This window comes from Lysinibacillus louembei, assembly GCF_033880585.1.
Taxonomy (GTDB): Bacteria; Bacillota; Bacilli; order Bacillales_A; family Planococcaceae; genus Metasolibacillus; species Metasolibacillus louembei.
Map to the genome: position 1 here is coordinate 515,463 of NZ_CP137624.1, position 25,939 is coordinate 541,401.

25 protein-coding genes and 1 pseudogene are annotated in these 25,939 nt (G+C 38.0%); 9 read left to right on the forward strand and 17 right to left on the reverse strand.

Going from position 1 to position 25,939, the window contains the following annotated elements:
• Window positions 1-99: 99 nt before the first annotated feature.
• On the reverse strand, window positions 100-780 hold the full coding sequence (locus R6U77_RS02475; protein ID WP_319837289.1) for a uracil-DNA glycosylase: 681 nt from the start codon (window positions 778-780) through the stop codon (window positions 100-102).
• Window positions 781-956: 176 nt separating this feature from the next.
• On the opposite strand from R6U77_RS02475, the gene thiD reads away from it, so the two are divergent.
• The 5 genes from thiD to ilvA all read left to right on the forward strand — a co-directional run bounded on the left by thiD (window position 957) and on the right by ilvA (window position 5,931).
• Window positions 957-1,787 carry a bifunctional hydroxymethylpyrimidine kinase/phosphomethylpyrimidine kinase gene (gene thiD / locus R6U77_RS02480; RefSeq protein WP_319837290.1) on the forward strand — a complete coding sequence of 277 codons (831 nt, stop codon included), beginning with the start codon at window positions 957-959 and terminating at the stop codon, window positions 1,785-1,787.
• A 135-nt stretch (window positions 1,788-1,922) separates the two neighbouring features.
• Entirely contained in the window at window positions 1,923-2,273 is a 351-nt protein-coding gene (locus tag R6U77_RS02485; protein ID WP_293921395.1) for a YojF family protein, read from the forward strand.
• Window positions 2,274-2,285: 12 nt separating this feature from the next.
• Entirely contained in the window at window positions 2,286-2,996 is a 711-nt protein-coding gene (gene bshB2 / locus R6U77_RS02490) for a bacillithiol biosynthesis deacetylase BshB2 (RefSeq protein ID WP_319837291.1), read from the forward strand.
• 167 nt (window positions 2,997-3,163) lie between these two features.
• The gene (locus tag R6U77_RS02495) at window positions 3,164-4,516 is read left to right on the forward strand and encodes a YjiH family protein (protein ID WP_319837292.1); all 1,353 of its coding nucleotides are present in this window, start codon (window positions 3,164-3,166) and stop codon (window positions 4,514-4,516) included.
• 149 nt (window positions 4,517-4,665) lie between these two features.
• A complete protein-coding gene (ilvA, locus tag R6U77_RS02500; RefSeq protein ID WP_319837293.1) occupies window positions 4,666-5,931 on the forward strand; it encodes a threonine ammonia-lyase IlvA in 1,266 nt (421 codons plus the stop codon).
• Window positions 5,932-6,096: 165 nt separating this feature from the next.
• Here ilvA and R6U77_RS02505 read toward each other — a convergent pair whose 3' ends face one another.
• Window positions 6,097-7,044 (reverse strand): nuclease-related domain-containing protein, encoded by a 948-nt coding sequence (locus R6U77_RS02505; RefSeq protein ID WP_319837294.1) that lies wholly within the window; start codon window positions 7,042-7,044, stop codon window positions 6,097-6,099.
• Between the two features lie 70 nt (window positions 7,045-7,114).
• Between R6U77_RS02505 and R6U77_RS02510 the strand changes: the two are divergent.
• Window positions 7,115-7,648: pseudogene (locus R6U77_RS02510) on the forward strand (ATP-binding protein).
• On the opposite strand, the gene R6U77_RS02515 reads toward R6U77_RS02510, so the two are convergent.
• The 15 genes from R6U77_RS02515 to R6U77_RS02585 all read right to left on the reverse strand — a co-directional run bounded on the left by R6U77_RS02515 (window position 7,640) and on the right by R6U77_RS02585 (window position 23,751).
• Complete coding sequence (locus R6U77_RS02515) at window positions 7,640-8,434, reverse strand: ABC transporter ATP-binding protein (RefSeq protein WP_319837295.1); 795 nt, start codon at window positions 8,432-8,434, stop codon at window positions 7,640-7,642. The pseudogene R6U77_RS02510 and the gene R6U77_RS02515 sit on opposite strands and share 9 nt — an antisense overlap.
• Window positions 8,427-9,431, reverse strand: a complete 1,005-nt coding sequence (locus R6U77_RS02520) for an ABC transporter permease (protein ID WP_319837296.1) — start codon at window positions 9,429-9,431, stop codon at window positions 8,427-8,429. The genes R6U77_RS02515 and R6U77_RS02520 overlap by 8 nt, the downstream gene beginning before the upstream one ends.
• Before the next feature lie 22 nt (window positions 9,432-9,453).
• Entirely contained in the window at window positions 9,454-10,449 is a 996-nt protein-coding gene (locus R6U77_RS02525; protein WP_319837297.1) for an ABC transporter substrate-binding protein, read from the reverse strand.
• Window positions 10,450-10,639: 190 nt separating this feature from the next.
• Window positions 10,640-11,272 carry a M15 family metallopeptidase gene (locus R6U77_RS02530; RefSeq protein WP_319837298.1) on the reverse strand — a complete coding sequence of 211 codons (633 nt, stop codon included), beginning with the start codon at window positions 11,270-11,272 and terminating at the stop codon, window positions 10,640-10,642.
• A 4-nt stretch (window positions 11,273-11,276) separates the two neighbouring features.
• On the reverse strand, window positions 11,277-11,669 hold the full coding sequence (locus R6U77_RS02535) for a phage holin family protein (protein WP_319837299.1): 393 nt from the start codon (window positions 11,667-11,669) through the stop codon (window positions 11,277-11,279).
• A 78-nt stretch (window positions 11,670-11,747) separates the two neighbouring features.
• A complete protein-coding gene (locus R6U77_RS02540; protein WP_319837300.1) occupies window positions 11,748-11,942 on the reverse strand; it encodes a hypothetical protein in 195 nt (64 codons plus the stop codon).
• 16 nt (window positions 11,943-11,958) lie between these two features.
• Window positions 11,959-13,767 carry a phage tail protein gene (locus tag R6U77_RS02545; RefSeq protein WP_319837301.1) on the reverse strand — a complete coding sequence of 603 codons (1,809 nt, stop codon included), beginning with the start codon at window positions 13,765-13,767 and terminating at the stop codon, window positions 11,959-11,961.
• Window positions 13,768-13,798: 31 nt separating this feature from the next.
• Window positions 13,799-17,170 (reverse strand): hypothetical protein, encoded by a 3,372-nt coding sequence (locus tag R6U77_RS02550; RefSeq protein ID WP_319837302.1) that lies wholly within the window; start codon window positions 17,168-17,170, stop codon window positions 13,799-13,801.
• A gap of 12 nt (window positions 17,171-17,182) precedes the next feature.
• Window positions 17,183-17,998, reverse strand: a complete 816-nt coding sequence (locus R6U77_RS02555) for a distal tail protein Dit (protein WP_319837303.1) — start codon at window positions 17,996-17,998, stop codon at window positions 17,183-17,185.
• Window positions 17,995-20,622 (reverse strand): phage tail protein, encoded by a 2,628-nt coding sequence (locus R6U77_RS02560; protein ID WP_319837304.1) that lies wholly within the window; start codon window positions 20,620-20,622, stop codon window positions 17,995-17,997. Before R6U77_RS02560 ends, R6U77_RS02555 begins: the two co-directional genes overlap by 4 nt.
• A gap of 53 nt (window positions 20,623-20,675) precedes the next feature.
• On the reverse strand, window positions 20,676-21,773 hold the full coding sequence (locus R6U77_RS02565) for a phage tail tape measure protein (protein WP_319837305.1): 1,098 nt from the start codon (window positions 21,771-21,773) through the stop codon (window positions 20,676-20,678).
• A gap of 33 nt (window positions 21,774-21,806) precedes the next feature.
• A complete protein-coding gene (locus tag R6U77_RS02570; RefSeq protein WP_319837306.1) occupies window positions 21,807-21,941 on the reverse strand; it encodes a hypothetical protein in 135 nt (44 codons plus the stop codon).
• 71 nt (window positions 21,942-22,012) lie between these two features.
• A complete protein-coding gene (locus R6U77_RS02575; protein ID WP_319837307.1) occupies window positions 22,013-22,366 on the reverse strand; it encodes a hypothetical protein in 354 nt (117 codons plus the stop codon).
• A gap of 20 nt (window positions 22,367-22,386) precedes the next feature.
• On the reverse strand, window positions 22,387-22,959 hold the full coding sequence (locus R6U77_RS02580) for a major tail protein (RefSeq protein WP_319837308.1): 573 nt from the start codon (window positions 22,957-22,959) through the stop codon (window positions 22,387-22,389).
• 405 nt (window positions 22,960-23,364) lie between these two features.
• A complete protein-coding gene (locus R6U77_RS02585; protein WP_319837309.1) occupies window positions 23,365-23,751 on the reverse strand; it encodes a hypothetical protein in 387 nt (128 codons plus the stop codon).
• Between the two features lie 457 nt (window positions 23,752-24,208).
• Here R6U77_RS02585 and R6U77_RS02590 point away from each other — a divergent pair, with 457 nt between their 5' ends.
• The 3 genes from R6U77_RS02590 to R6U77_RS02600 all read left to right on the forward strand — a co-directional run bounded on the left by R6U77_RS02590 (window position 24,209) and on the right by R6U77_RS02600 (window position 25,871).
• Window positions 24,209-24,634 (forward strand): helix-turn-helix domain-containing protein, encoded by a 426-nt coding sequence (locus tag R6U77_RS02590; RefSeq protein WP_319837310.1) that lies wholly within the window; start codon window positions 24,209-24,211, stop codon window positions 24,632-24,634.
• Window positions 24,635-24,713: 79 nt separating this feature from the next.
• Entirely contained in the window at window positions 24,714-25,166 is a 453-nt protein-coding gene (locus tag R6U77_RS02595) for an ImmA/IrrE family metallo-endopeptidase (RefSeq protein ID WP_319837311.1), read from the forward strand.
• A gap of 219 nt (window positions 25,167-25,385) precedes the next feature.
• Window positions 25,386-25,871 carry a QueT transporter family protein gene (locus R6U77_RS02600; protein WP_293926740.1) on the forward strand — a complete coding sequence of 162 codons (486 nt, stop codon included), beginning with the start codon at window positions 25,386-25,388 and terminating at the stop codon, window positions 25,869-25,871.
• Window positions 25,872-25,939 lie beyond the last annotated feature (68 nt).

Genomic DNA, 25,939 nt, shown 5'->3' on the forward strand with positions numbered 1-25,939 from the left:
GTGACATCCGCCAGGGCGTTTTCCGTACCTGTCGCGTTGCTTACGATTCAAAAAGACATTTGCCCCTGCGATTACTCGTCGCAGAAAAGAGTTACTGAATCAAGATAAGCACCAATCAATTGGCTCTTTGCCCCAAGCCTCTAACTGAGCATTGACCTGAGAATATGGTTTGCTGCCAAAAAAGCCTCGATGTGCACTTAATGGACTTGGATGTGGGGCTTGTAAAATAACATGTGCTGTTCCACTTTTCTTAATAATTGGTACCTTTGATTGTGCAGGTCTTCCCCATAAAATAAAAATAATTGGCTCCTCACGCGCTGCTAGCTTTTCAATGACAGCATCTGTAAACTGCTCCCAGCCCTTACCTTTATGTGAATGGGCTTGTCCTGCTCTTACTGTTAATACCGTATTCAATAATAGCACACCTTGCTGTGCCCATTTCATTAAATAGCCGTGATTAGGAATCGGACAACCTAAATCCTCACGAAGCTCCTGTAGCATATTGCGCAAGCTCGGTGGCTGCGGGATACCAGGCTGCACCGAAAAGCTCATGCCATGCGCCTGATTTGGCCCATGATATGGGTCTTGTCCTAAAATAACAACTTTTACATCTTGATAGCTCGTCGCATGGAAGGCATTCATTACATCCTCCTGCTTCGGATAAATTGTCTCAGTGCTATATTCTTTTGCAATAAATGAGCGCAGCTCGTTGAAATACGGCTTGCTTAGCTCCTCGCCAATAACTTGCTGCCAATCGTTATTAAATGCTTGTTTTCCCATTAAACTCACCTCTTAATTCAATAGTATACTATAAGTTTACCTTTATTCAGCAACATTTTCCGCTGTCAAAACAACCATCTACTCTGACATTAAAAAAAAAATAATTTCTGACTATTTTTATAAAGTCACAACAATTGTATAGTTGTATGTAAATAATTTTAAAGGAGCTTTTCATGATGACATTAAAAAAAACATTAACAATTGCTGGCTCTGATACATCTGCTGGCGCTGGTATGCAAGCGGACTTAAAAGCATTTCAGGAGCATGGCACATACGGTATGGTCGCATTAACAGTCGTTGTAACAATGGACCCGAACGGCTGGCATCATCAAGTAACACCGCTCCCAACAGACTTATTGCAAAAACAAATTGATACAGCTTTATCGACAAAAGTAGATGCAATTAAAACAGGTATGCTATCAACAGAGGAAATTATTAAAATTACAAGCGATGCGATTCAACAATCTGGCACAGATATCGTTGTCATTGACCCTGTTATGGTATGTAAAGGCGATGACGAAGTATTAAATCCCGGCAATACAACAGCGATGATTGAATATTTACTGCCATACGCTACAGTTATCACACCTAACCTTTTCGAGGCAGGACAGCTTGCTGGAACAGGTACACCAAAAACGATTGAGGAAATGAAAGCAGCAGCAGCAAAAATTCATGAGCTTGGTGCAAAAAATATTGTCATTAAAGGTGGTAAAGCTTTAGCATCAGACAAGGCGGTTGATTTGTTTTATGATGGCACGTCTTATAAGCTCCTTGCCTCTGAAAAAGTAGCTTCCACTTATAATCATGGGGCAGGCTGTACATTCGCAGCGAGCGTTTGTGCCAATTTAGCAAACGGCCTTTCTGTAGAAGAGTCTGTCATTGAAGCGAAGGAATTTGTTTCTGCTGCGATTGCACATGGCTGGGCATTAAATGAATACGTTGGACCTGTAATGCACGGGGCAAAATCACGCTTCGGTGCACCAGAAGTAACAATCACAGAAATTTAAAGAAAAGTATCAGGCTAATTCGGTCTGATACTTTTTTATTGGCGAATCCATTTAGTTTTCAAGACGTCTTCTTTTCATTCTGAAAAAAATTCTACTATACTATCATATAGAGAGTTTAGAAAGGGGTTACGATAAATGAAAGAGGTACATATCGAAACACTTCAGGAATTGCTTAATTCTTTTGCTAATAAAGATGTTTTTATTCATTTAGAAACGACAAATGGCGCTTATGCAAGCCATTTTGATACGAAGGTTTTCAATGCGGGGGCCTTTATTCGCAATGCAAAAATTCGCTATGAGCTAGGAAAAGTAATTGATGATATGCCGCATCGCATCGGCTTAAAAATGGAGCATGGTTGGGTTTATGCGCAGGGCATTACTCACTATGAATTAGATGAACATGGTCGCTTATTAATGGCTGGTCTTGACTATACAGGCAAGCTAGCGATTGCTTTGGAAATTAGCGAAACACCATTTTCTTATTAAGGAGTGAAAGAAATGACATTACCTTCAGAGCGTCATGTATTAATTATTTTCCCACACCCTGATGACGAGGCATTTTCTGTTGCTGGGATTGCTAGACTATATCACCAAATGGGCGTACCTGTGACATATGCTTGTTTAACGCTTGGCGAAATGGGGCGCAATTTAGGTAATCCCCCATTTGCAACACGCGAATCGCTGCCAGAAATTCGCCGCAAGGAGCTTATAGCTGCATGTGAGGCGATGGCGATTCCTGATTTGCGCATGATGGGCTTACGCGATAAAACAATTGAATTTGAAGATGATGAAAAGATGGTACAGCTTGTCACAGCATTAATCGAAGAGCTGAATCCATCCGTAATCTATTCATTCTATCCTCACTATGCAGTGCACCCTGACCATGAAGCAACAGCACGTGCTGTAAAAGAAGCTGTGCGCCGCATTGATAAGGAGAAACGTCCACGTTTACTTGGCTGCGCTTTTGCAAATAACACTTTAGCAGAGCTAGGTGAACCACATGTCGTTGTCGACATTAAAAGCGTTGGTCACCATAAATTAAGAGCATTGCAGGCACACGCATCACAAACAGGCTGGATGATGGCTGAAACAGCAAAGCGTGTAGATGATGGTGAAACACCTGCTGATAGCTGGCTAAGTATTGAGAAGTTTTATGTTGTACAACAGGATGATGAGCTTGGCGAGCCAATTCAACGTGTACACTATTAAATTATAGTGAAAAAGCAGTATGTAAATTTCTTCGTTTACATACTGCTTTTTTACGAATAAATGTATTTTTATAAATTATTTCAGCATAAAATTAAATTTAGTGTAGATTTTTTCGCTCACCGAACTTATAATTATACAGGAAATAAATTAGGAGTTTAATGAGATTTATGAAAAAGTATTCGTTTTATATTTGGTTTTTATTTATTGCATTATCAAGCTTAGGAATCTTTTTATTCATTTTGCCGATTGGCACAGAGAATGGCATTAAAGTACCAATTGCATTACTAGCTAGTGCCCTTGCTGGCGTTGTTGAACCATTTATTCAGTGGTTCACTCTGATTGTCTTTATTATCGCTGCGATAGGTTCTTTAATTACAAAAGTAGTTCCAAAGCATGAAGGCTCATACACATTATGGGATTCCATTTTCCGTGTTAACTGGTTTTGGACTATTGTACGCGTATTAGCTGTTGTATTTGCAGCAATGTATATATTAGATTTCGGTCCATCGCCAATTAACAGTGACAATACAGCAGGTATTTTGCTTGACCCTGCCGGTGGTCTTGTTACGTATATGTTTTCAATTTTCTTCTTTGCGGGTCTGCTACTACCGTTATTAACAGATTTCGGTTTACTTGATTTCTTCGGTTCCATGATGGTCAAAATTATGCGTCCATTATTTAAAATTCCAGGACGTGCTGCGATTGACTGTCTTGCTTCCTTCGTTGGTGATGGTACGATTGGTGTTTTATTAACGAACCGTCAATACGAAGAAAACAATTATACAGCGCGTGAAGCTGCAACAATTGCGACAACGTTTTCTGTTGTGTCCATTACATTTTGTATCGTTGTTGTTGAAACAATCCATATTGAGCAATACTTCTTACAGTTTTATGGAACGGTCATTTTAGCAACGATTATATTAGCTGTCATTATGCCCCGTATTTATCCGTTAAAGAAAAAATCAGACATGTTTTATAATGGTCAAGCTCCTACAGCAGAGCGTGAGAAAGTAGAGGAAGGCTTTAACGTTTTTTCATTCGGCTTAAAAAACGCATTGGAAAAAGCAGAAGAAAACAAAAACCTCGGCAAAATCGTTTTCTCTGGCTCTAAAAATGTGCTAGAAATGTGGATTGCGATTACGCCAATCATTATGACATTTGCTACAATCGCTTTGATGTTAGCTGAGTTTACAAGCTTCTTCCGTATTTTGGGTATGCCATTTGAGCCTATTTTAGCGCTACTACAAATCCCTGAAGCTGGTGAAGCTGCTCAAACGATGATTGTCGGATTTGCCGATATGCTATTGCCATCTGTTTTAGGTGCTGGCATTGAGTCAGATATGACACGCTTTTTCATCGCAACTGTTTCAGTAACGCAGCTCATTTATTTATCTGAGGTTGGTGGATTAATTTTAGGAACGAGACTTCCATTAAAGCTATGGGATTTGTTTATCATTTTCTTAATTCGCACAATCATTTCAATTCCAATTGTTGCTGCTGTTGCACATATGATTTTTTAAACCACATGAGCTTTCATGTGGTTTTTTTATGCATCCGCTTTCATTGTGAACATTTTGTAAACAGTTGAATTTACTAAATATTTTCAACATTTCGTCATTAAATTATGTTAGAATAAATAAACGTTTTATCTTAATGGAGGTTGCTATATATGGAAGAAGTTTCAAACTCAAAAACCGTTGCGGTTGAGAATATTTTAATTGCCCATCATTTCTTAAAGGATGTTGTTGCACATACACCTTTGCAAAAAAATGATTATTTATCAGAGAAGTATGGGGCAAATATTTATTTAAAGCGCGAAGATTTACAGCATGTACGCTCATTCAAATTACGAGGTGCATACTATAAAATAAAAAAAATAGAAGAGCAAGCAAAAGAGGTAGGCGTTGTGTGCGCAAGCGCAGGTAACCATGCACAAGGTGTCGCTTATGCATGTGCCCATTTGCAAATTCAAGCAACTATTTTCATGCCTAAAACAACACCTAAGCAAAAAATTGGCCAGGTTCGCATGTTTGGTCGTGACTATGTCGAAATTGTACTGTCAGGTGATACATTCGATGATTCTGCGCGAAGTGCCCAAGCTTACTGTGAAGAGCATGGGAAAATTTTCATTCACCCGTTTGATGACTTTGATGTCATTGCTGGACAAGGCACTGTGGCAGTCGAAATTATGAACGATATTGAGGAGCCGATTGATTACATTTTCGGTAGCATCGGCGGTGGTGGCTTAATGTCTGGTGTTTCAACATATGTGAAAAACCTCTCCCCTACTAGCAAAATCATTGGTGTGGAGCCAGCAGGTGCTGGCAGTATGAAAGCTGCATTTGCCAATGACGCGCCAACCTCTCTATCTTCCATCGATAAATTTGTAGATGGTGCAGCTGTACAATGTGTCGGCTCTGAAACATATGAAACGTGTCGCAAATATTTAGACGATATCATTCTAGTACCAGAAGGCAAAGTATGTACGACGATTTTAGATTTGTACAATAAGCATGCAATCGTTGCGGAGCCAGCTGGCGCCCTTTCTGTTGCAGCGCTTGATTTTTATGCTGAAGAAATCAAAGGGAAATCAGTTGTCATCATTATTAGCGGAGGCAACAACGATATCGGACGCATGCAGGAAATTAAAGAGCGCTCACTTATTTATGAAGGCTTGCTCTACTATTTCATCGTCAGCTTCCCACAGCGTTCTGGTGCACTACGCCAATTTCTCACATCTGTGCTCGGACCAAATGATGATATTACAACATTCGAGTACACGAAGAAAAACAACAAGGAAAGTGGCCCCGCCCTCGTCGGCATCGAGGTCGCATATCGTGATGATTATCAAGGCATACTACAACGCATGCGAGAAAACGGCTTCGAATATAAGGAAGTCAATAAAGACAGCACACTATTCGGACTGTTAGTATAATGAAATCCCCCGCCAGCTGAACTGCACCTCCAATTATTAGATGTGTCTAACAATTGGGGTGCAGTTCAGCTGGCGGGGGATTTTTGCTTTATTCCATGTTTTTTTGGTTTTATTCCATATTTTCAGAAGTTTATTCCACGTTTTTTGAGATTTATTCCATGTTTTTCAGAGTTTATTCCACGTTACCTCATTAGGAATCATATACTCTCTTTTTTTGCGTTCTCCAATCCTCTCTAAATTAAGCTGAGCTAATAAATTCCCTGCCACTTTCACATCCCGTATACCAAAAAACTGCCGAAATTCACTATTTGTAATCTTGTCACTCACTAATATTTTATAATCACGTAAACCTTTTAAAATTGCATCATTTACACGCATTTCACAGCATGGACATTGAAAGGTTTTGCCACGCCAATGCTGCATGCGGATGGCAGGCTGACAAGTTGGACATAATGCACCCATTATTGTGTTTGGTGGAATCGTCAACCTAACAAACGGTTTTCTTTTATAGCTTGCTAGTAATTGTTCCTTTAAGTAACTTAATTGATTGCTTGTAATTATAGGAGGATATTTTTCAAAAAGCTGTTGTAGCTTTGTACGTAAGCCGGTCACGTGGAAAATCAAATATTGAGGTGGCGTTGTAGCAATGTGTGATGAGGGAGTCGTCACAACGATAGCTGGAATTACAGGAAGCTCAACTCCCCATTGTAATAGGAGTGTTTCCATCAGTAGGCGATGGCGTTCAACCTGATCGATTGGATTTCGGTAAACATTTTGCGTACCATCATTTTTAGTGCGGATAAATTGATGTGTCTGTTCTTCAAAATCGAGCCGCCCAACAATATGCTTTACTTCAATTAATAAAATAAAGGAGCGACAAATAAACAAGGTGTCAATTTGATGCGTAAAATTCGCTTTGTTTGTTAGTTGATAATCATAAAAAAGATAATGCTTCTGCTTTAAAAATATATCAGCCCATTCACGGTCTACTCGAAGCTCTCCTATGTATCCCGCATTCACACTCTGATATTGCTCATAAAAGTCTGCATTTCTTTGCAGCAATGTCTCTAAAAATAGCAATTGTTCTGGCATTTTTCTACACATAACAATCATTAGCATTTCCCCTTTTTTAGACAATATTATATAATATTCCCCAGGGAATTTCTTTATTGGAGATGAAAAAATGAAGCGTCTACTTATTATGACGGTTGGTAAAACACATAGTGGAAAAAGCTCGTTTGCTAAAGCATTGGAAAACAAATTTTTGTTATAGGCCAAGATAGCCATGCTGAATTTTTAATTGCTCTAAAAAACAGGCACAAGAACATTAAAAAATGGTCTTTCTAAATACATTTTGTCGTATGCCATTGAACATACGAGCCTACATATTATTGTGTGTAATGCCAATCGTGATAAAGGTAGTCGCACACAGTTATTTAGGGAATTCTTCACAGAGGAAAAGTTCATTCGCATTTTCGTACATTTTGATTTATCAGATGAAGTGCTTTTATAAAGAGTAAAGACAAGCAACCGAAGCACCAATATATTCAGGGAAAGTTATTCAAGCTTTCAGCAAGTACTGAATCAACAGCAAAAAGCCCCATCAGAAAATATCTCGTCTGATGAGGCAGATTATTTATTTGTTATTAAAGATAATGCGGAAAACGATTTAGTCATTGAACAAATTATAGAAATTGCGCAATCTATATCACCCTAACAACGCGCGGTCAGAGTTCATTTTTTCGCCACGAATGCGCTCAAATTCTGCCATCAAATCAGGAATGGTCAAACCTGGTTTTGTTTCTTCATCGATTTGTAAAATGATTTGGCCTTTGTCCATCATAATGAGTCGGTTGCCTAAGTCTAAAGCTTGCTGCATATTGTGTGTCACCATTAATGTTGTTAACTTGTCTGCTTCAACTAGCTCCTTCGTTAAGCGAGTGATGAGCTCTGCGCGTGATGGGTCAAGCGCTGCTGTATGCTCATCTAGCAAAAGAATCGCCGGCTTAGTAAATGTCGCCATTAATAGCGATAATGCCTGACGTTCGCCACCTGATAATAATCCTACTTTCGCATTCAGGCGGTTTTCTAAATTTAAATGTAGTCGCTCAAGCGATGTACGGAAGAAATCACGGCGCTCACGGTCTACGCCACGGCGCAAAGAACGCTTTGTATTACGTGAATAAGCAATCGCTAAGTTTTCTTCAATTGTCATTGATGGTGCTGTGCCTGCCATTGGGTCTTGGAATACGCGGCCCAAATATTGTGAGCGCTTATATTCAGGTAAACGTGTAACATCAGTACCATCAATTGCGACAACACCATAATCTGGTGTTAATGCGCCTGAAATCATGTTCATCATTGTTGATTTACCTGCACCATTACTCCCGATAATTGTCACGAAATCACCTGACGCTAAGTGCAAATTGATATCATTTAAGGCAACCTTTTCATCAGGTGTCCCTTCATTAAAAATCTTATTAATTTGTTGTAATTTAAGCAAGTGGCTGACCTCCCCGCTCTGCTAAGCGTTTTGCCTTGCTTTTTTGTTGCTTGCGTTTATTGACTATTTGCGGAATAACTAGCGCTAAAATTACAATGACTGCTGTAATTAATTTCATATCTCCTGTGTCTAACCAATCGATGCGTAGTGCAATCGCGTAAATAATACGATAAATAATTGCCCCTACAACAACAGCCAATGTTGTACGGAAAATCGTTTTCGTACCAAAAATGGCTTCCCCAATAATGACAGAGGCTAAACCAATAACAATCATCCCGATACCAAGCCCGATATCTGCATATTTTGCATATTGAGCGATTAAAGCACCTGAAAACGCAACAAGCGCATTAGAAATACCAAGCCCTAAAATAATGAGGCGGTCTGTATTGGCAGAGAAGCTGCGAATCATGCGCTTATTATCACCTGTTGCACGAATCGCAAGCCCTACCTCTGTTTTTAAGAACCAATCGACAATCAGTTTAATAATAACCGTAATAATAATGACAACTAATAAAATGCCCCATGTTGCTGGTACTGGTGCGATGCCCATGCTTGCTAGCATGTTATTTAATGCATCGTCGATTCCCAAATTACTCCAAAATGCATAAAACTTCGTAAAAATCGTTTCTTCGTTCAATAACGGGATGTTGGAGCGACCAATTGTATTGTCAGCTGTTAATCCCATAATACGCAAATTGATTGACCATAGGGCAATCATCATTAAAATCCCTGAAAGCAATGGATTTATTTTTCCCTTGGTGTGTAATAAGCCTGTCATGCATCCTGCAATAAATCCTGCAACAATTGCCACTAACGTCGCGAGTATTGGATGATAGCCGAGCACAATCATCATCGCTGCTGTCGCCGCACCTGTTACAAAGCTTCCATCAACCGTTAAATCTGGAAAGTCTAACACTCGGAATGTTAAATACACTCCGAGTGCCATAATTGCATAGATGATTCCTTGCTCCACCGAGCCAAATAATGCTGTAAACATGCTGAATCATCTCCTAGAAAAATTATTTCACTTCCGCATTCCAAGTATCTTTAATTTCAAGACCTAATGCATCTGCTACACTTTTATTGATTACTAATTTTAAATTTGCAGGGTATGCTGCTGGTACTTCACTTGGTGATTTGCCATCTTGTAAAATTTGAATCGCCATTTGCCCTGCTTCATAGCCGATATCATAATATTCAAAGCCATATGCACCTAAGCCACCACGTGCTACTGAATCAAGTTCTCCTACCATTGTTGGTAGGCTGTTCACTTTCGCTACATCGATAACAGATTCTAAAGCTGAAACAACTGTATTATCTGTAACAATATAAAGCGCATCTACTTTACCTACTAATGATTCTGTCGCTTGCTTCACCTCAGCAGATGTTGCTACTGATGCTTCTACTAATTCTAAACCTTCATTAGCTAGTGCTTGTTTTACCTGTGCAATTTGTGCAACAGAGTTTTGCTCACCAGAGTTATATACTGTCCCAACTTTTTTCGCACCTAGTTCATTTTTCATAAATGCTACTGTGTTAGCAATTGTATCTGGATGTAAGTCAATTGTACCTGTGACATTGCCCCCTGGCTCTTCCATTGAATGAATTAATTGCGCATCAATTGCATCTGTTACAGAGGTAAAGACGATTGGAATATCGGATGTTGCACTTTTTGCTGCTTGTGCAGACGGTGTGGAGTTTGCAAAAATTAAATCAACTTGATCCCCTACTAGCTTTTGAGCGATTGACATATTGGCATTATTGTCACCGTTTGCTGTCTGATAAATAAATTCTGCCTCAATACCTGCATCGGCAAATGCAGCCTGAAACCCTTTATATGCTGCATCAAGCGATGGATGCTCAACGATTTGTGTTACCCCAATTTTATATTTTTTTGTATCTTGTGATGTTTCTTTGTCCTCTGTACCTGTAGATGACCCATTGTTTGAGCCAGTCCCACATGCCGCTAGTAACAAAACGACGGCTACTAGTAAAAATGCTAATTTGTTTTTCATTTTCAATAAATCCCCCTGCTTCATTTGAATAAAGTGATAATTATCGTAATATTACATGGGGTATTCTATATAGTCAATACGATTTACGCAAATATTCTTACAATTTTTCGCTTTAAACCGCTAAACTAAAGTTTTTTCGGAATTATGAATTTTTTATGTCTTTTTTCTTTAAATGAATAAAAGTAATCTGTTAGTGATTACGTCGTTGGTTAATTGTGATGAATAGCCCTAATAATCGATCTGTCGTTAACTGCTTATTTTGCAAATCCTTTAAGTGAGATGCTTGAATAATACCTTCCTTTACCGCTTGTGCTAAAAACAGTTCTGCTGCTGTTTGCATAGCTGGACTTGCTGGATTCCATCCTGTCATTTTTATCTCCTCCTTTGCTTGACTACTTGAAGGTATTGTCATCATATCTTCAAGCTGATGGCCCTTCGGTAACCGCCAATTTCCTGTAACCTCGAAATGTGGACGGTCAATGCTCCCTAGCCAATCACCACCCCATGTGATATTTAGCTTACGGGCAATAGCCCCTACTTTATTTAAAGTAACCACATCATGCAGTGATTGTGGTGGGCCAACAGCGATATCCCAAGCTAAGCGTGATTTATGCTTACTATCAAGCGTCCATGTCACAATCTGTCCTGGCCTTGTGCGCCCTTGTGCATACAAGTAATTTTGTCTTTCCTGTGAGCGGTAGGTTTCCGTTATAAAAATATTTCGTATCCCAGCCTTATAACATTCTTGAAAAAGCAATTTACATGCTCTTTGTGCTACTGGTAATAGCTCATTAACATCCCGACATGTTGTTGAAATACTCATCACATCACTTCCCTTCACGATGTAGCAAGCCCTTGAAAAATTCAATAAAAGGGTCCATGCTCTTATCATCCTCTGCTAGCTTAAAGTGATTTAAAATCGAATTAATCTCACTTAATAAATAAACGATATAAAGCGCATATAACGCACTAATACCTAAGGGCTTTGGCATTAGAAGCGCTACGGGAATGGCATATACTAACACAACAAATAAAGTAATTTTACGTGCCACACCAAAAATAGCCTTTGAGCTACTAAATTTCACCTTTTTATTCAATTTTGCATTCAGCCAGCCCACTACTGTATCTAAAATGTTGGCAAACAAAATACACGATAAAATATAAATTAGCTTCGTGCTATCTGACTCTAAAAAGCCTTGCAAATAGTCAATCATCTCCATATACATCACCCTTCATTTTCGTTTTTATACAAAGAAAAGCCCTCCACAGCAGAGCTGTGAAGGGCATAAAAAATAACGCTAGTCGTTGGACTGCGTTTCCATAGCATTTGTAGGTAAGACACTAACGATAATGTGCTTATTAATGATTGCCCCACCGATATTAACAAAATTAATTTTTTGCTCATTTAATGTCGTTGTAAAAGCCTCCACATTAAACTCTGCATTTTTTAAAGTAATTGCTTGTCCATTGTTTAATTGTACTTGATAATCCATGTTTATCATGCTCCTTTTAATTAATTTCTACTTGTCCTAAATAGCTACCATTTTGTCTGAAGGTGATATATTTTTTTCCTCCGGTTGAGGTATAGGTCATTGTGTAACCGTTTATTGAATTTGCAGATACTGCATTTTGTACATTTGCGTCCAGTCTACCTACAACTCGAATATACTCAGCATTTAATTCAATTCCATTTGTTGCACTAATTACTAAGCTGCCCCCATTGTATGCAATACCTGCTGTACTATATTGTCCAGCAAATCGAATTGCTTTCGGATAAGTAGATTGCCAATTTTGACCAATTTGTAATGTCGTTCCTATAACGATGCTCTCTTGAACATTTATAGATGTAGCACCACTTATTGTGCCATTAACTATGACAGCACCGTTGAGGTTAATGCGATTCGCTTGAATCGTCACATCTGTAGCGGTTTGGTTAATCAATGATGCAATTGTATTACCATTATAGTCCGTCTGCGAGACCTTTGAGCTAATATTATGTTGCATAATACCAATAGACGCATTTGTATTATATTCTAAATCTTTTACGGATAGGTTAATTTCATTTGCACGAGCATTGATCTCTGCCACTTCATTTGTTATACGGTTATTAACACTTATATTGATATTGTCAGCCTTGAAATTTATGACTGCCATTTCATCTGTGATACGATTGTTTACTGATATATTAATATGGTCAGCTTTTACATCGATAGCAGCAATAGATTTTTCTAGCTCCTCCACTTCAAATTTAATTTGATTGTCTGTTTGCTCAATTTTGCTTTGAAATTCCTTTTTTGCTTCATCAATGCTTTCTTTCAATTCCGTTTTTGTTTCCGTTAATTTCTCTTTCGTTTCCTTCAGCTTTTCTTGCTGCTCAACAAATAAATCTGTAGAAGATTTATTTGTTGTATTGCCAAGGACAATAGAGGAAGTCACTAGCTGACCATTTTGTAAAATGAATATCTGCTGTAATATACGTGTCTGCATTTCAATATTTAACGGCTCGTATATTAGCCATACACGCTCACCAATTTCTCGTTTTGTCAGCTCTGGAATGGCTGATTCAATGACTAGCTCTGGCTCATCCTGGATTTGGCTCGCCATATATTCTTTGAATGCTTGAGCATTAGTAAATTGCTCATCATGAATAGGCTCTGCCTCTAGCTCCCCAAAAATATCAGCTTTTGGCGACCTATAAATTACCTCTAGCCCATCTTTTCCATAGCCACGCATAACCGTTGTTAGATTCGCTGTATCCTCTTTTCGCACAACACTTGAAACATTATGCTTATAACGATATTGATAATCATAATCTCCACCGATTTGCTTAGCAAAATACAGCCTTTTATTTGGTAAAATCAAATATTCGCATTGAAATACTTTACAGATTTTCGTGATTAATGAAACGACATTATCATTACCAAACTTTCCTATATCACTAATTAAATTAGCAATACTACGATCTATTGTAGCTTCCCACTCAGTTCCTTGGAGTGCAAAGTTAATATAATTTTGTAGTGTAGAACTACTATTGAAAATATTATGCTGCTGTGTTTTTGCATGGTCATAAAATATACTAATAGCTGTTACTGTCTTAATTTGTGCTGTATGGCTAAGCTGCTTCACACGAAAATCATAATCCATTATCGTAACCATAGATTCAGCTTGTAGCAATTCATAGCCATCATTATTATTACTAGGAAAACAAGAAAACGACACTGTCAAAGTGCCGTCTATTGCTTGTTCCATTTTAAAATCGCTGCCGATGTTTATTAAAGGCTCTACCTGTGACCCATCTAAGTTTGTTACATAAAACAATTCCTCACCATCTTTCTATCATTAACGTTATTTAACTGAAAGAAGTGACCTTACCGCCTGTAAGTTCCTGTATTAAGTTTGTCGCTGTTAAGGTATTGGCACTATTGTATAAAACTGTAGAGCCTACACTAGCTCTATAGCCGTTAGTATTACCTGCACCGCTAACATTATTTGCATACAGACTAGAAATTCTGTCTGCATACATAGCATACGTAGCATTATCAATCTTGACGTTAGATACTTCTACTCTAGCATTTTGAGATACGCTGATGCCTACACTATTAGATACAGAGCCGCAATTGACTTGAACGCTTGTAAGATTAGCATAAGCATTACGTACAGATATTCCGACACGCCCTGTAAAAGTGCCTTGATTAAAGACAACTTTAGTAGACGTGTTTGTTACACTTATAGAGCCTGTGAATATAGCGCTAAACATATTAATCTCAATAGTGCCGCCCTGTGTACGCCCTATATAAGTGTTGGCGTCGAAATACGTTGCGGAGCTAAATTCAATCTTAATCGTAACGTTAGGTGCTATTATATCTCCGATGGAATCAATAGCCTCTTGTAATGTCTTTATCGGTCTAGTTGCACCTACTTGGATAGTTCTATTAACCTTCTCAACTGTCGCCCCTCCAGAAGGTATAGTGACGTTACCGTTTATATCTGGAGATATATCATTTACTGTTAAGACACCCTTATCAACATACGACGTAACTCTACCCCCAGTTGATTCCTGTTTCAGTACAGTAGTAGTTATAGTATTGCTAGGGTCGTACAGGATAGAGCCGCCTGTAAATGCACGATAGGCAAGGGTATTGTTACTGCCGATGATTCCTGTTGCACGAATAGAGGATAATTCATTGGCAAAGATAGCAGTTCCTCCATTATTAATTCTAACGCCTGCTATGTCCATGCTTCCTTTTCTCGCTGCATATAATGCTATACTACTCGAATTGTTATCACAATCTATTTCAGTATTCATAATGCGGACTCTGGAGTTCAGGCTGTACACAGCAGTAGGTATCCCATTTTCAAGTAGGAACGAGCCGCCCCTAATATTTACTTCGGTAGTAGTATTTCTTACGTAAATACTACTTTTTATAACAGCACCACCTAACTGTAGCTCAATAGCGCCGCCTTGTGTACGACCTATATTTATAGTATTGCCTGTATACGTTCCTGCATCAAGTACTATAAATATTGTGACGTTTGAATCTATCATATCTCCAATGGAATCTATAGCATCTTGTAGTGTCGTAAATTCCCTAGTAGCTCCTACATAAATAGTTCTGCTATATTTCTCGACTATAGCGCCGCCTGCCGATATTTCTACATCGCCGTCTTCATCTGGAGAAATGCCATTTATAGTTTTTACATAGTCCGTTGGTACTTCTAGAATAGGAATTGTGATATTACCACTTGCGTCAGGCGATTGGCCATTAACTGTTGTTACTGGATTATAATTAAAAGGGATAATTCGTCCACCATAACCTGTTTCTTTTGTTAATTCAATCTCATTGGATTCAGCATAATTAATTACACTACTAGTCTGTGCTTGGTAACTTGTGATGTTACCTGTACCTTTAACAGCATAAGCATTAATGATACTGTTAGTATTTGCACTAATTGCATATTTACTATTGTTGATAGTTACAGACGTAAGTGCTACATTAGCAGAATATGTTAATATACCATAATTATTATTAAAGCTATCTATCAATGACCCATTAAGAACTACTGTACTGTTCATAATAAAGATAGCTTCATTCTTGTTGATATTGTTATTATTGAAGTTAATAGTCATGTTATTCAGAACTACTCTTGAAGATGTGTTACGTATATCAATACATCCATTAAGAGTAAATCTATTCCTAGAACTTGTGCACATAATGTCAAGTACACCACCTTGAGTGCGACCTATGATAATATTTTCATCATACACACCTTGGTCAACAGAAATAACAACACTAGTCTGGGGCGACATAATGTCACCTATCGAATCAATAGCACTTTGAATAGTTGTGAATTCCCTAGTAGCTCCTACATAGATAACACGACTTACAGTTTCAATCTTAATGCCTGTTTGTAAATCCAATTCCACGTTGCCCTGTTCGTCTGGAAGAACACCGTTGACAGAACTAACTGCACCTGTACCATCTACACCACGTTGAGCAAACAAAAGCCAATCATCACCACTAACAGGCGTAACACCTGTATTCGCTCGTTTAGCTTGCCATGTAGACCCATTATAAGTAACAAGGTTGTGCTCTACATATTCAGCTGTATTGTTCCATCCGCCTTTTTGTTCCCAACCTTCTATTAGGTCTGCCGCTAAATCAGCACGCACTGCCGCATTATTTGCATCTTCTGTAGCGACTATGGCTTCACCAATTTTCACAATCACTTCATCTTTTGCACTATTGGCTTCTGTAGCTGCGATATTAGCTGAAAGAGCTGCTAGATTGGCTGCTGTGACTGCTTCATTTGCGCTTGTTGTTGCTTCACTTGCTGCTGTTGTAGCGGCTGTTGCATTTGTAGCTGCCTGTTCTGCTATACTTGCTGCTGATGTTGCTTCATTTGCTGCTGTTGTAGCAGCGATTGTTGCCACATTCGCTGTATCTGTTGCGGTACTGGCATTTGTTGCTGCTGTATTAGCTGCTTCTGTGGCTAAATTGGCAGCCGTTATTGCTGTGTTTGCATTTTCAGTAGCTTGATTAGCGTTAATGGTAGCCGTTTCTGCGGCTGTAGCAATTTGTGTTACATCCGTTTGTAATTGCTGTAATTCGTCTTTCAACGCTTTAAGTGCCGTCAATAATTGTGTTGCTTCTGTTACTTTTTCGTTAGCTGCTTGTGCTGCATTGTTCGCATCTTCCGTCGCTGCTTGTGCATTTGCTGTAGCTTGAGCTGCGCTATCAGCCGATTCTTGCGCTAGTTGAGTAGCCTCGTTAGCATTTGTTGTAGCTGTGATGGACTCTTGCGTAACTGTATTAGCTGCTTCTGTCGCATCTTGTGCTAACTGCGTCGCATCATTTGCGTTTGTTGCCGCTTCATTGGCATTATTTTTAGCCTCAACAAGCGACGTTTGCATTTGCTCTAAAACATTCTGTAACACCGTTAAGTCACCTAAGAGCACCCTAGCCTCTGTTGTGATATTATTAGCTGCTTCTGTCGCTTCTCTTGCTTCCAACGTTGCATTTTCTGCATTTGTTGCTGCTTCATTAGCTGCGTCAATAGAGCTATTTATGCGTGCTATTAATTCCTCTACTTCTTCGTTGCCTGTTAAAAAGCGAATATCGCTTTGAATTTTAGCAAAGCGGCTCAAAATATCCTGCCATGTCGCATTGATATTGTTTCTTTCTTCTCGCGTAATGGGCGAGTTTGTGTTATACATTGTCATTCCATCACTTCCTTACATATATAAGAATCTAAAATTAAAAGCGATACTTTGAATCGTACCGCCCTCCACTGTGAATATATTTTGTCCAGGTGCTAAGGAAATTAGCTTTTTATTTGTCTCTTTAAATACCGACAAACCATTTTTCAATGTTTGTATCCCTTTTAATACTAGCGTATCGTTTACGGTTAATGTGCCGCCATATTTATAAACATCGCCCGTTGTTTGATTCGTTATTTGCAAATAAGATGCGGCGTTTGCCTTCACTATAATTTCAAGCTCATGCTGACGTGGATCAATCAATGCATTGCCAATGTTTTCAATACTGAAATGATTTGAGCTATGTTCATAGCTGTATGTTTTATCCCAATCTATTCCCATGCCCCATCCCCATAAATCGGCATCCCATTGTTTCGTGCTTTGTAAATTTAAGGATGTTCCTACCGATTCAGCAAATAAGTTTTCCATCCGAAATTGCACATCAAAGCTGTTCATATGTGTGGAAGGCTCCATAGATAGCTGCTGCATTAAACGAACCTTATAGCGTTTATAAGGCTCTCTTTTAAAAATGATATAAAATGGCTTCTCCTGTAAAAATAAAGCATTCAATTCATCGCGCAGTAAATAATAATCATAAATATCCTGTACGATATATAAAAATCTCACAGTAATGACACGTTGTTTAAAATTGCTCGCTGTGACAATATCGCCATTGCCTTCCACAGATTGAATGGTGTGTGCTATTTCAACAGAGGGAATATCATGAAAAAGCCTTTTTAAACTATAGTTGGCAATATCATAACGAGTGCCATTTTCTAGTTCGATAATCATAGCACCACTCCTTTCGTTAACGCAGAAAGATTGGCATTACTATATTGGTGCGTTGATACAGCATTTGCTACCTCTTTGCCATCCATCGCAACAATCGTTTGTACTGGGCGACCTGCTAATTGTGTAATTGCTTCTACTAATGAAGCTAAATCGATATTCGCACCACGCTGAATGATTTGTGTTTGTGCAATGTGATTAGCCTTTGATTTTTGAGTGGATGATGCTAGCGATCCATATACCGTGTTCATGGTGTCTTGCAATTTTAAGCTGGAATGCTTAATGCCTCCTACCAATCGCTCATTTAACTCGACTTCAAAGCCTTTTGAATAAAGTGAGGTTGAGCCAAGGTCAAGTGCTTGCTTAATTGATTGGGCAATTTCCGCCGCCTTTTGTGCAATAGCTGGCGCAGTATCACTCAGGCTTTTTAGCAATCCTTTACCTGCATTTTCACCAAAGGCATCTAGCATAAGCAATTCATCATCGGCTGCTTCAGCAATCGCCTGTACTGTACTTTGATAAGCCTTTTGTGCCTCTATTTTTTCCTTTGTTCCATCTTTGAAAAGGTTAGCCGATTTTCTCCATACCTCTGCCTCTTGAAGAAGATTTAGCTGATCCAATACCTTCTTCTCGCTAATAAATTGTTTAATTGCCTCTAAACGTTCTTTATCACTATCCGCATGTAACAGCGCTCTATCTTGCAGTGCTTTTGCTTCAATGGCATTTACCTTTTGCTCACTCTGCTCTTTTATCTGCACAATGGCATTTGCTTCATCGACTGTAAGAGCACGTTTTTTAGATGCTGCTGTTTGTCTAATTTTCTCGATGTCATCTGCAGCTTTTTGCTCAATTGCTTCAATTTCTGTATTGGCATCCTGTGCTATTTTTTTTTCATTTTTACGGAAGTCGATTGATACCTGCTCAAGTCCTTTTGTTAAATCTGTCATCACTTGATTCAGCTGCTGTTGTCTCTCGCTCATCCCAATTTCCATACCACGCACTGTGTCAGCACCTATTGCTGCAAAGACACGCGATGGAGATTTAATGCCTAACAGGGACTTCGCTTTGTTGATTACGCCATCCACAACACCTGTAATGGATTCAATCGCATTCACCGCCATATTGGAGATACCTCTAATTAAACCTTCAATAATATTTTTCCCAATTTCAATGAATTTCTCTGGTAATACGGTAATACGCTCAAGCATGCCATCTTTAATTTCAGTCATTTTATTGATAACATTTGTTTTCATTGTAGATATCGTATTGAAGAAATTAGTTGAAAGATCTTTTACAAATTGCCATACAGAGCTAGCCATTGTAGATATCGTTTCTTTTACTGAGGTGCTTAAGCTGCTAAAAGATGTAACTACATTATTCCAGAGGTTTTTAACTGTATTAATAACATTTGTTCCTAACCCTTTAAAGAAATTGACAATCGATAGAGAAAAATTTGAAACGGTTGTCGATACAGTTGTTCCCATTGTCGAAAAGAAGCTTGCAATATTATCCCACATTCCTTTGAGTAGGCTGATACCTGCCTGGGCAAGCTCTGTGAAGATTTTTTTAATACCACCAAAGAATGTCAATGTTGTCCACCCGATAATTAGCTCAATAGCACCAGAGAATAGCTGCTTAATTCCTTCCCACATGGCAGAGAAATCGCCTGTAAATAAGCCACTAAATATTTTCACAGCGCCCATAATAATATCGAGCGCACCATTAATCACATTTTGAATGGCTGTCCATACGGTTTCAATGACAAATTGTATAGCAGGCATCACAAAGTCAATAACACCCTTAATGGTATTAAAAACATTTTCAACAGCCTGCATAATTTGTGTGCCATTTTCATCCCAAAACTGTTTAATTAATGCGATTTTTTCCCCAATAAAAGAAGCCACTGCTTCAAAAACAATGACTGCGACCTCCTTTATTTGATTAAACACATTTTGAACATTTTCTCTAAAGGTTTCAGAATTTTGGTATGCGGCTACTAAAGCAATTCCTATTCCTGCAATGGCTGCAATAACTAAGCCTACAGGAGATAATATCGCTCCTACAGCAGCAGCTAGTGCAGGCCATGCTGTAACTAAGCCTGCAATTGCAGGCATCAATGTAGCAAATGCACCAACTAAAATGCTAATCGTCATGGCAATCGCTGTGATAGCTGCAACAAGGCTTGCGTTATTACTTACCCACTCCGCTATTTTTCCAACAAAATCAGCGATCACTTCAAAAACAGGCTGAAGTGAGTCCTTGATTTGCTTGCCAGCATCAGCAATGCGCATCAACGGATCAGCATTTACTCCATTGATAGTATCCGTTACACCTTGCATATTTTCTGCTGTTTGATCTTGTGCATTCGCAAGCCCTTGGAAAACAGATATCATATCATTAACTTGCAGACCTGTTTCTGTCCCAAATATCTCCATCGCTAAGCTGTTTTTTAAAGAATCATCCTCAATGGTTTGAAGCCAGCTTGATACTTCTCCCATTGCTGATGCTCCATCTTCTCCACCTTTTGCAACAGCTTGACCCCATGCCTGAAATTGCTTTAATGAAACATCTGTACCTTCTAGTAGCTTGGCTAACGAATTAGGCACTTCCTGACCAAAGCTTTTCATATTGTTATTGGCTGTCTTAATACCATCATTTAATTTACTTACATCAAAGTTCTTTAAATCGATACCTTTTTCAAAACAGCCTGTATTTCGTTTGTAGTAAAGCCTACTTCCTTCATTTGCTGCCCATAGCTTGCGATTGTATCTAACTGCTCAGGGGGAAAGCCTGATTTTAATAAGCTGTCTATAAGACCTAATGCTTCTTCATTGCTTATACCTAATGCTGCCCCTACATCATTGACCTCTTGAACAAGCTCAGCAAAATCGATTTGGCCATATACGTTTGCAATCGCCCCTGCCCCTTGAATAATAGAGGCATTTGCTTCATCTGATTGATCTTTATTCAAGGCCCATTGCTTACGAACCCCTTCTAATGCGGTTTCTTGATCTCCGATATATGTTGTAACTGTTGTCACCGAGTCTCGTATCGTTGCCACACTTTCTTCAGGTACATCAAACATAATATCTATTTTCGTATTTAAGCTAGATACATCTAAGGCCTGTGTTACAACGCTTGTCACATTGCTAGTTAAAGAGCCTGCTTGTTTCTGAGCAAAGTCATTAAGGGCATTACTTGCATCCCCAGCTTTTTTGCTAATGCCTTCTAAATCCTTTTTAACTTGATCTAGGCTTGCTCCTTCGCCGGCACTCCTTAGTGCATTTCGCATTTCATCAATGTTTGCACTAGCTCCTAAAGTATTTCGCCCCATCAGCTTTAATGCTTTATTTATTTCATCTGTAGAAGCTGTTCCATTGCGGATGGCGTTCGTTAAACGCGTACCTAAAACATCCGCAAAAGAGCTAACATCCGTTTCTGTCGCTTCAAAAAAAGTAGATAATTCTTTAGTTGCTTGCGCTAACTTCTCTTGCTCTTTTGTTGAACTGTTTAATTGTGCACTATATCTTCGTAGTTGAGCCTCAACCCTCGACTGCGTTTCCTGAAGCGTGTTTAATTTTTGCCCAGCTATTTCAGATGATTGTTGCAAAAGCTCCATTTTTTGCTTAATTAAATCTACATTGCCAGCATCTAATTTTAATCCACGCTCTACTTTTTTTAGTGCCTGCTGTACCCTATTGCTTTCTTGCGTTATCTCTTTTAGAGCGGCCGCTATTTTTTTTGCTTCATCATTGCTTCCACTTTGATTACTCGCCAATACTACCACCACCTTTTGTACTAAATTGACATATTAAAAGCTATCAAAATCAATTTGATTCGCATGTCTAGTTTTTGGCTTTTTATTTGGATTTTTACTCTCCAAATATTCATCTATATAATCTAAAACCATACCAAAGGACATCGTTTCAAGATCATCGTGTGTCAAATGACATTCTCGACACAACACTAAAAATTGTTCGGTGCTGATCTGGCTTGCGCCAGCAGCACCGCTATATGTTATTTTTTTTTAGAAGCGATTGTTTTTTCAAGCAAGCTTTGTAAAGGCTCAATAATATCTAAAATCGGGAATTCATCAAAGGATTCAAGCCAGCTTAGAGGATCTTGAATGGTATTGTCTGCTGTTTTAGCAAAAGTCCATGCAATGTCGTAAAACATATTAAAATCAATATTTTCACGCATCCAGCTAACTTTTTCTCCTTCTTCCATCTCCTCAAAGCCTTTATTTGTAGCACCCATACTTAAAATATCCTTAAGTAAATCACGTTGGAATTGCATCATATAACGTTTTGCTACTGCACCATTCGATTTGAATGGAATTTGTTTACCATCAATTGTTAATGTAATCTCCATTGTTTAGTCTCCCATCATAATTAAGGTGCTGGTACTACTACTGGTTGAAATACACTTGAATACCAAGCATTATAAACAACATCTTCTGTCTCACCTGTTGTTGAGCGTTTTACGACACCATCAATTGTTGGCGCAGCGACAAATGCCAGCTCCTGTGTGCCTGGCTCAGTTGTTTCACCCTTTGTTTGACCAGTTAATCCAGGGCGAGAAATGGTTACATTATATAAAGCATGACGTGTAGCCTTTACATCGCCATCAAATTCAAATAACAATGCCACTGTTTTCGGCTTAGCATTCGATGTTTCTGTTAAAACACCATCTGCACTTAATTCATCGCCTAATACATCTACTCGGAACTGCTGCAATAATGTTGCAACCGTTAATGTACCAGAATAACCTGTATTTGTAGATGAAGTGTAATACACACGATCATCTGCATAGAAGTCAGCCTGCTCACCACGTGCTTCTAAAGTTAAAGATACAGCCCCTGGGAATGCTACTGGTGCAGCATATGTGAATTGCCCATCTGTGCCTTCCGTTGCTACTGCATAATGTACGTTTTTAATACCAAATTGAACTTTGTTTTCTGTCATAAAAATGACCTCCTAGGTTAATTAATTTTTTTGTAAAATAAAAACTCCTTATGCATCATGTGACGATAGGAGCCTACTGCTTAATAAAATTGTGTCATTGTAGTACTAACGCCGCTTTTTCATCATGTTCTCAGCTCCGTCCATAGATTGTCATTGTTTTAGCTATTAATAATCTTCCATTACTATCTACTTCATTGTGATTCTCTCCTTTCTGCCAATAACAAAAGAAGCCTATTCATGAGAATAGACTTCTTTTGTTAATTTATTTTTCACTGTTGCCTCAAAAGTTAAGCACATCCGGTGAAATGAAGGTTGATAGCCTTTTGCATAACTATCACGTTATCATCATAATATGATTTAGCAATAAAATTAATAGCCACAATATAGAGTAAGTTTATAATAAGTTTATGAAGCACCATGAAATTTCATCAATCGTTTAATTTGAGAATGCTTCGTGTAAATATATTGTGCACTGTAGCCTAAGTCTTCTGCTACATGTTCTAACGTCTTTCCTTCAATATACTTTCCATAAATAATCTTTTGCTCAATGCCTTTGAATTTTTTTATTAACTGCTCTAAATCATATAAATCGTTTAATTTGTGGGCTAATTCATACTCAATAATTTCAATGCGCTCCTCCAGCCTTGCTCCATCCGATTCTGCTGTCAGCTTATACTTTGCTAAATCACCATGCATCCAACGCTGTAGCTCCTTTTTCGAGCGACTTAAATTTTGTTCAAAATAACTAATTTCATCCTCCAATTGCTGATAATCCTTTAACCATTCGTACATTTGCTGCACCTTCCTTTTGATTATTTTGATATGTATTATGTAATTTAATTAATTTGCCCTTTGAAAACATAAAATTTTAAAAATAGACTGAATATACCTTCGACTCATCCTTCGTTTAAATAATTCAGCTCAAGCTTGTATTGTTAAATACTTTGACATCGTTCCCCTCCTTATATGGAATAATCATTTCAACAAAAAGTGAATCCATTGACTTAAAGTATCCAATAGTATAAAATTAGTGTACAGCTAAATAAAACTTATAAAAGCCTATTACGGTATACTTGATTTGTCTCTTAACAACGTAGATATACGGTAAGTAAGGCTATTTATATATACTGGGATTTAGCTAATAACTTAGCCTATGAGAATAAAATAATATAATTGGATACAAAAATCAATGATACAATATCCAAAAGTATAATTTATTTTTATTCAAGTATCCAGAAAGGTTGATACTATGTTATTTGACAGAGTCAAAAAACTAGCAGAAGAACGTGGAGAAAATTTAAAAACAGTTGCTCAAAAACTAAGTTTTAGTGAAAATGCTTTTTATAAATGGAAAACGCAAAGTCCTAAATCTGAAACTTTAGAAAAGACAGCAGACTATTTTGATGTGAGTACCGATTATTTACTAGGTCGCACTGACCAAAAGCGCTATTACGATTTAACCGAGAAGGATGAGCAATCGATACAGGAAGAGCTCCAAAAAATGATTGAAGGATTATCTAATAGCGGACATGCTGCGTTTGATGGACGAACATTAGACGAATTAAGTGAAGAGGAATTGGAAGATCGAGAATTGTTACTATCCAGCTTAGAAAATTCTCTACGACTTGCTAAAAGAGTAGCTAAACAAAAATTTACACCTAAAAAATATAGATAGTCATGCTGTTATTTCCCTATCACTAAGAAAATTAGTTATAATATACTTAAAAGTATCGTTAAAGTAGGAAGTGATGAATTTGTCACAAATTAAAAACTTAGTCAATCAGCTAATCAAAAAGCATCGTACGCTTGATCCATTTGAACTTGCTGAGCGCATGGGAATAATCATTGTTTATGAGCCTTTAGGAAGTACTTTAGGTTACTTTAGCAAGCAGTTTAGAGTCCCTATCATTCATATTAATCAGGATGTTAGCAAAGAAATACAAACGTTTATTTGTGCTCACGAGCTTGGCCATGCTGTCCAGCACGCCAATGTGAACACAACCTTTTTAAAAAGGCATACCCTTTTATCCACTGAAAAAATTGAAATAGAGGCGAATACGTTTGCTATTGAATTACTGTTACCAGATGAATATTTTAATGAAAAAAATAATACTAACTTTACCATCTATGAAGCAATTGAAAGTTACGGTGTTCCTACAGAGCTACTAATTTTGAAAAACTTAGATGGTAAAAAACTTGCCCTTTAACAGAACGTACATTCTATTGTGGAGCGGAAATTATCTTGATCAGCAAAACCTCTTCTACTCTTTATATCATCTATTGCAAACATGATTTCTATAGAGTAGGAATAGTATGATTAAATATTTTTATTGCTCTCTAACGTTATTTTAGTTATAATTCATATTTGTGCTTATGCACCGTGGTTCGTAACCATCCCACGTGAACAAAACTAGGAGGAATTGAATATGAAGGTCAAATTTTTAGCTACGAGCGCTATTATTGCGGCACTGTATATCGCAGTGACAATGCTTGTTGCACCAATTAGCTTTGGACAAGTACAGTTTCGCATTGCGGAGATGTTTAACCATTTAGTTGCATTTAATCCACGTTATATCGTAGGTGTGACCCTTGGTGTACTTATTTCCAATTTTTTATTATCATCAGTTGGACCGCTCGATTTAATTTTCGGTGTAGGTCATACAATTATCACATTAGGCATTTTTATTTTTATTTGTAAATTTGTCAAAAATATTTGGGCACGTTTGATTATCAATACATTTTTATTTACATTTACAATGTTTATTATTGCGTACCAATTAAATTTAGTGTTAGAGCTACCATTTTGGGAAACATGGCTCTTCGTGGCGGCAGGCGAATTTACTGTATTAGCAGTGAGCGCACCAATTATGTATGCATTGAACAAACGACTTGACTTTAAAAATTTAATATAGAATTTTTCAACTGAATGCTTAAAGCATTCAGTTTTTTTAATCAGAATTAATTGACTTTTCTGTACATA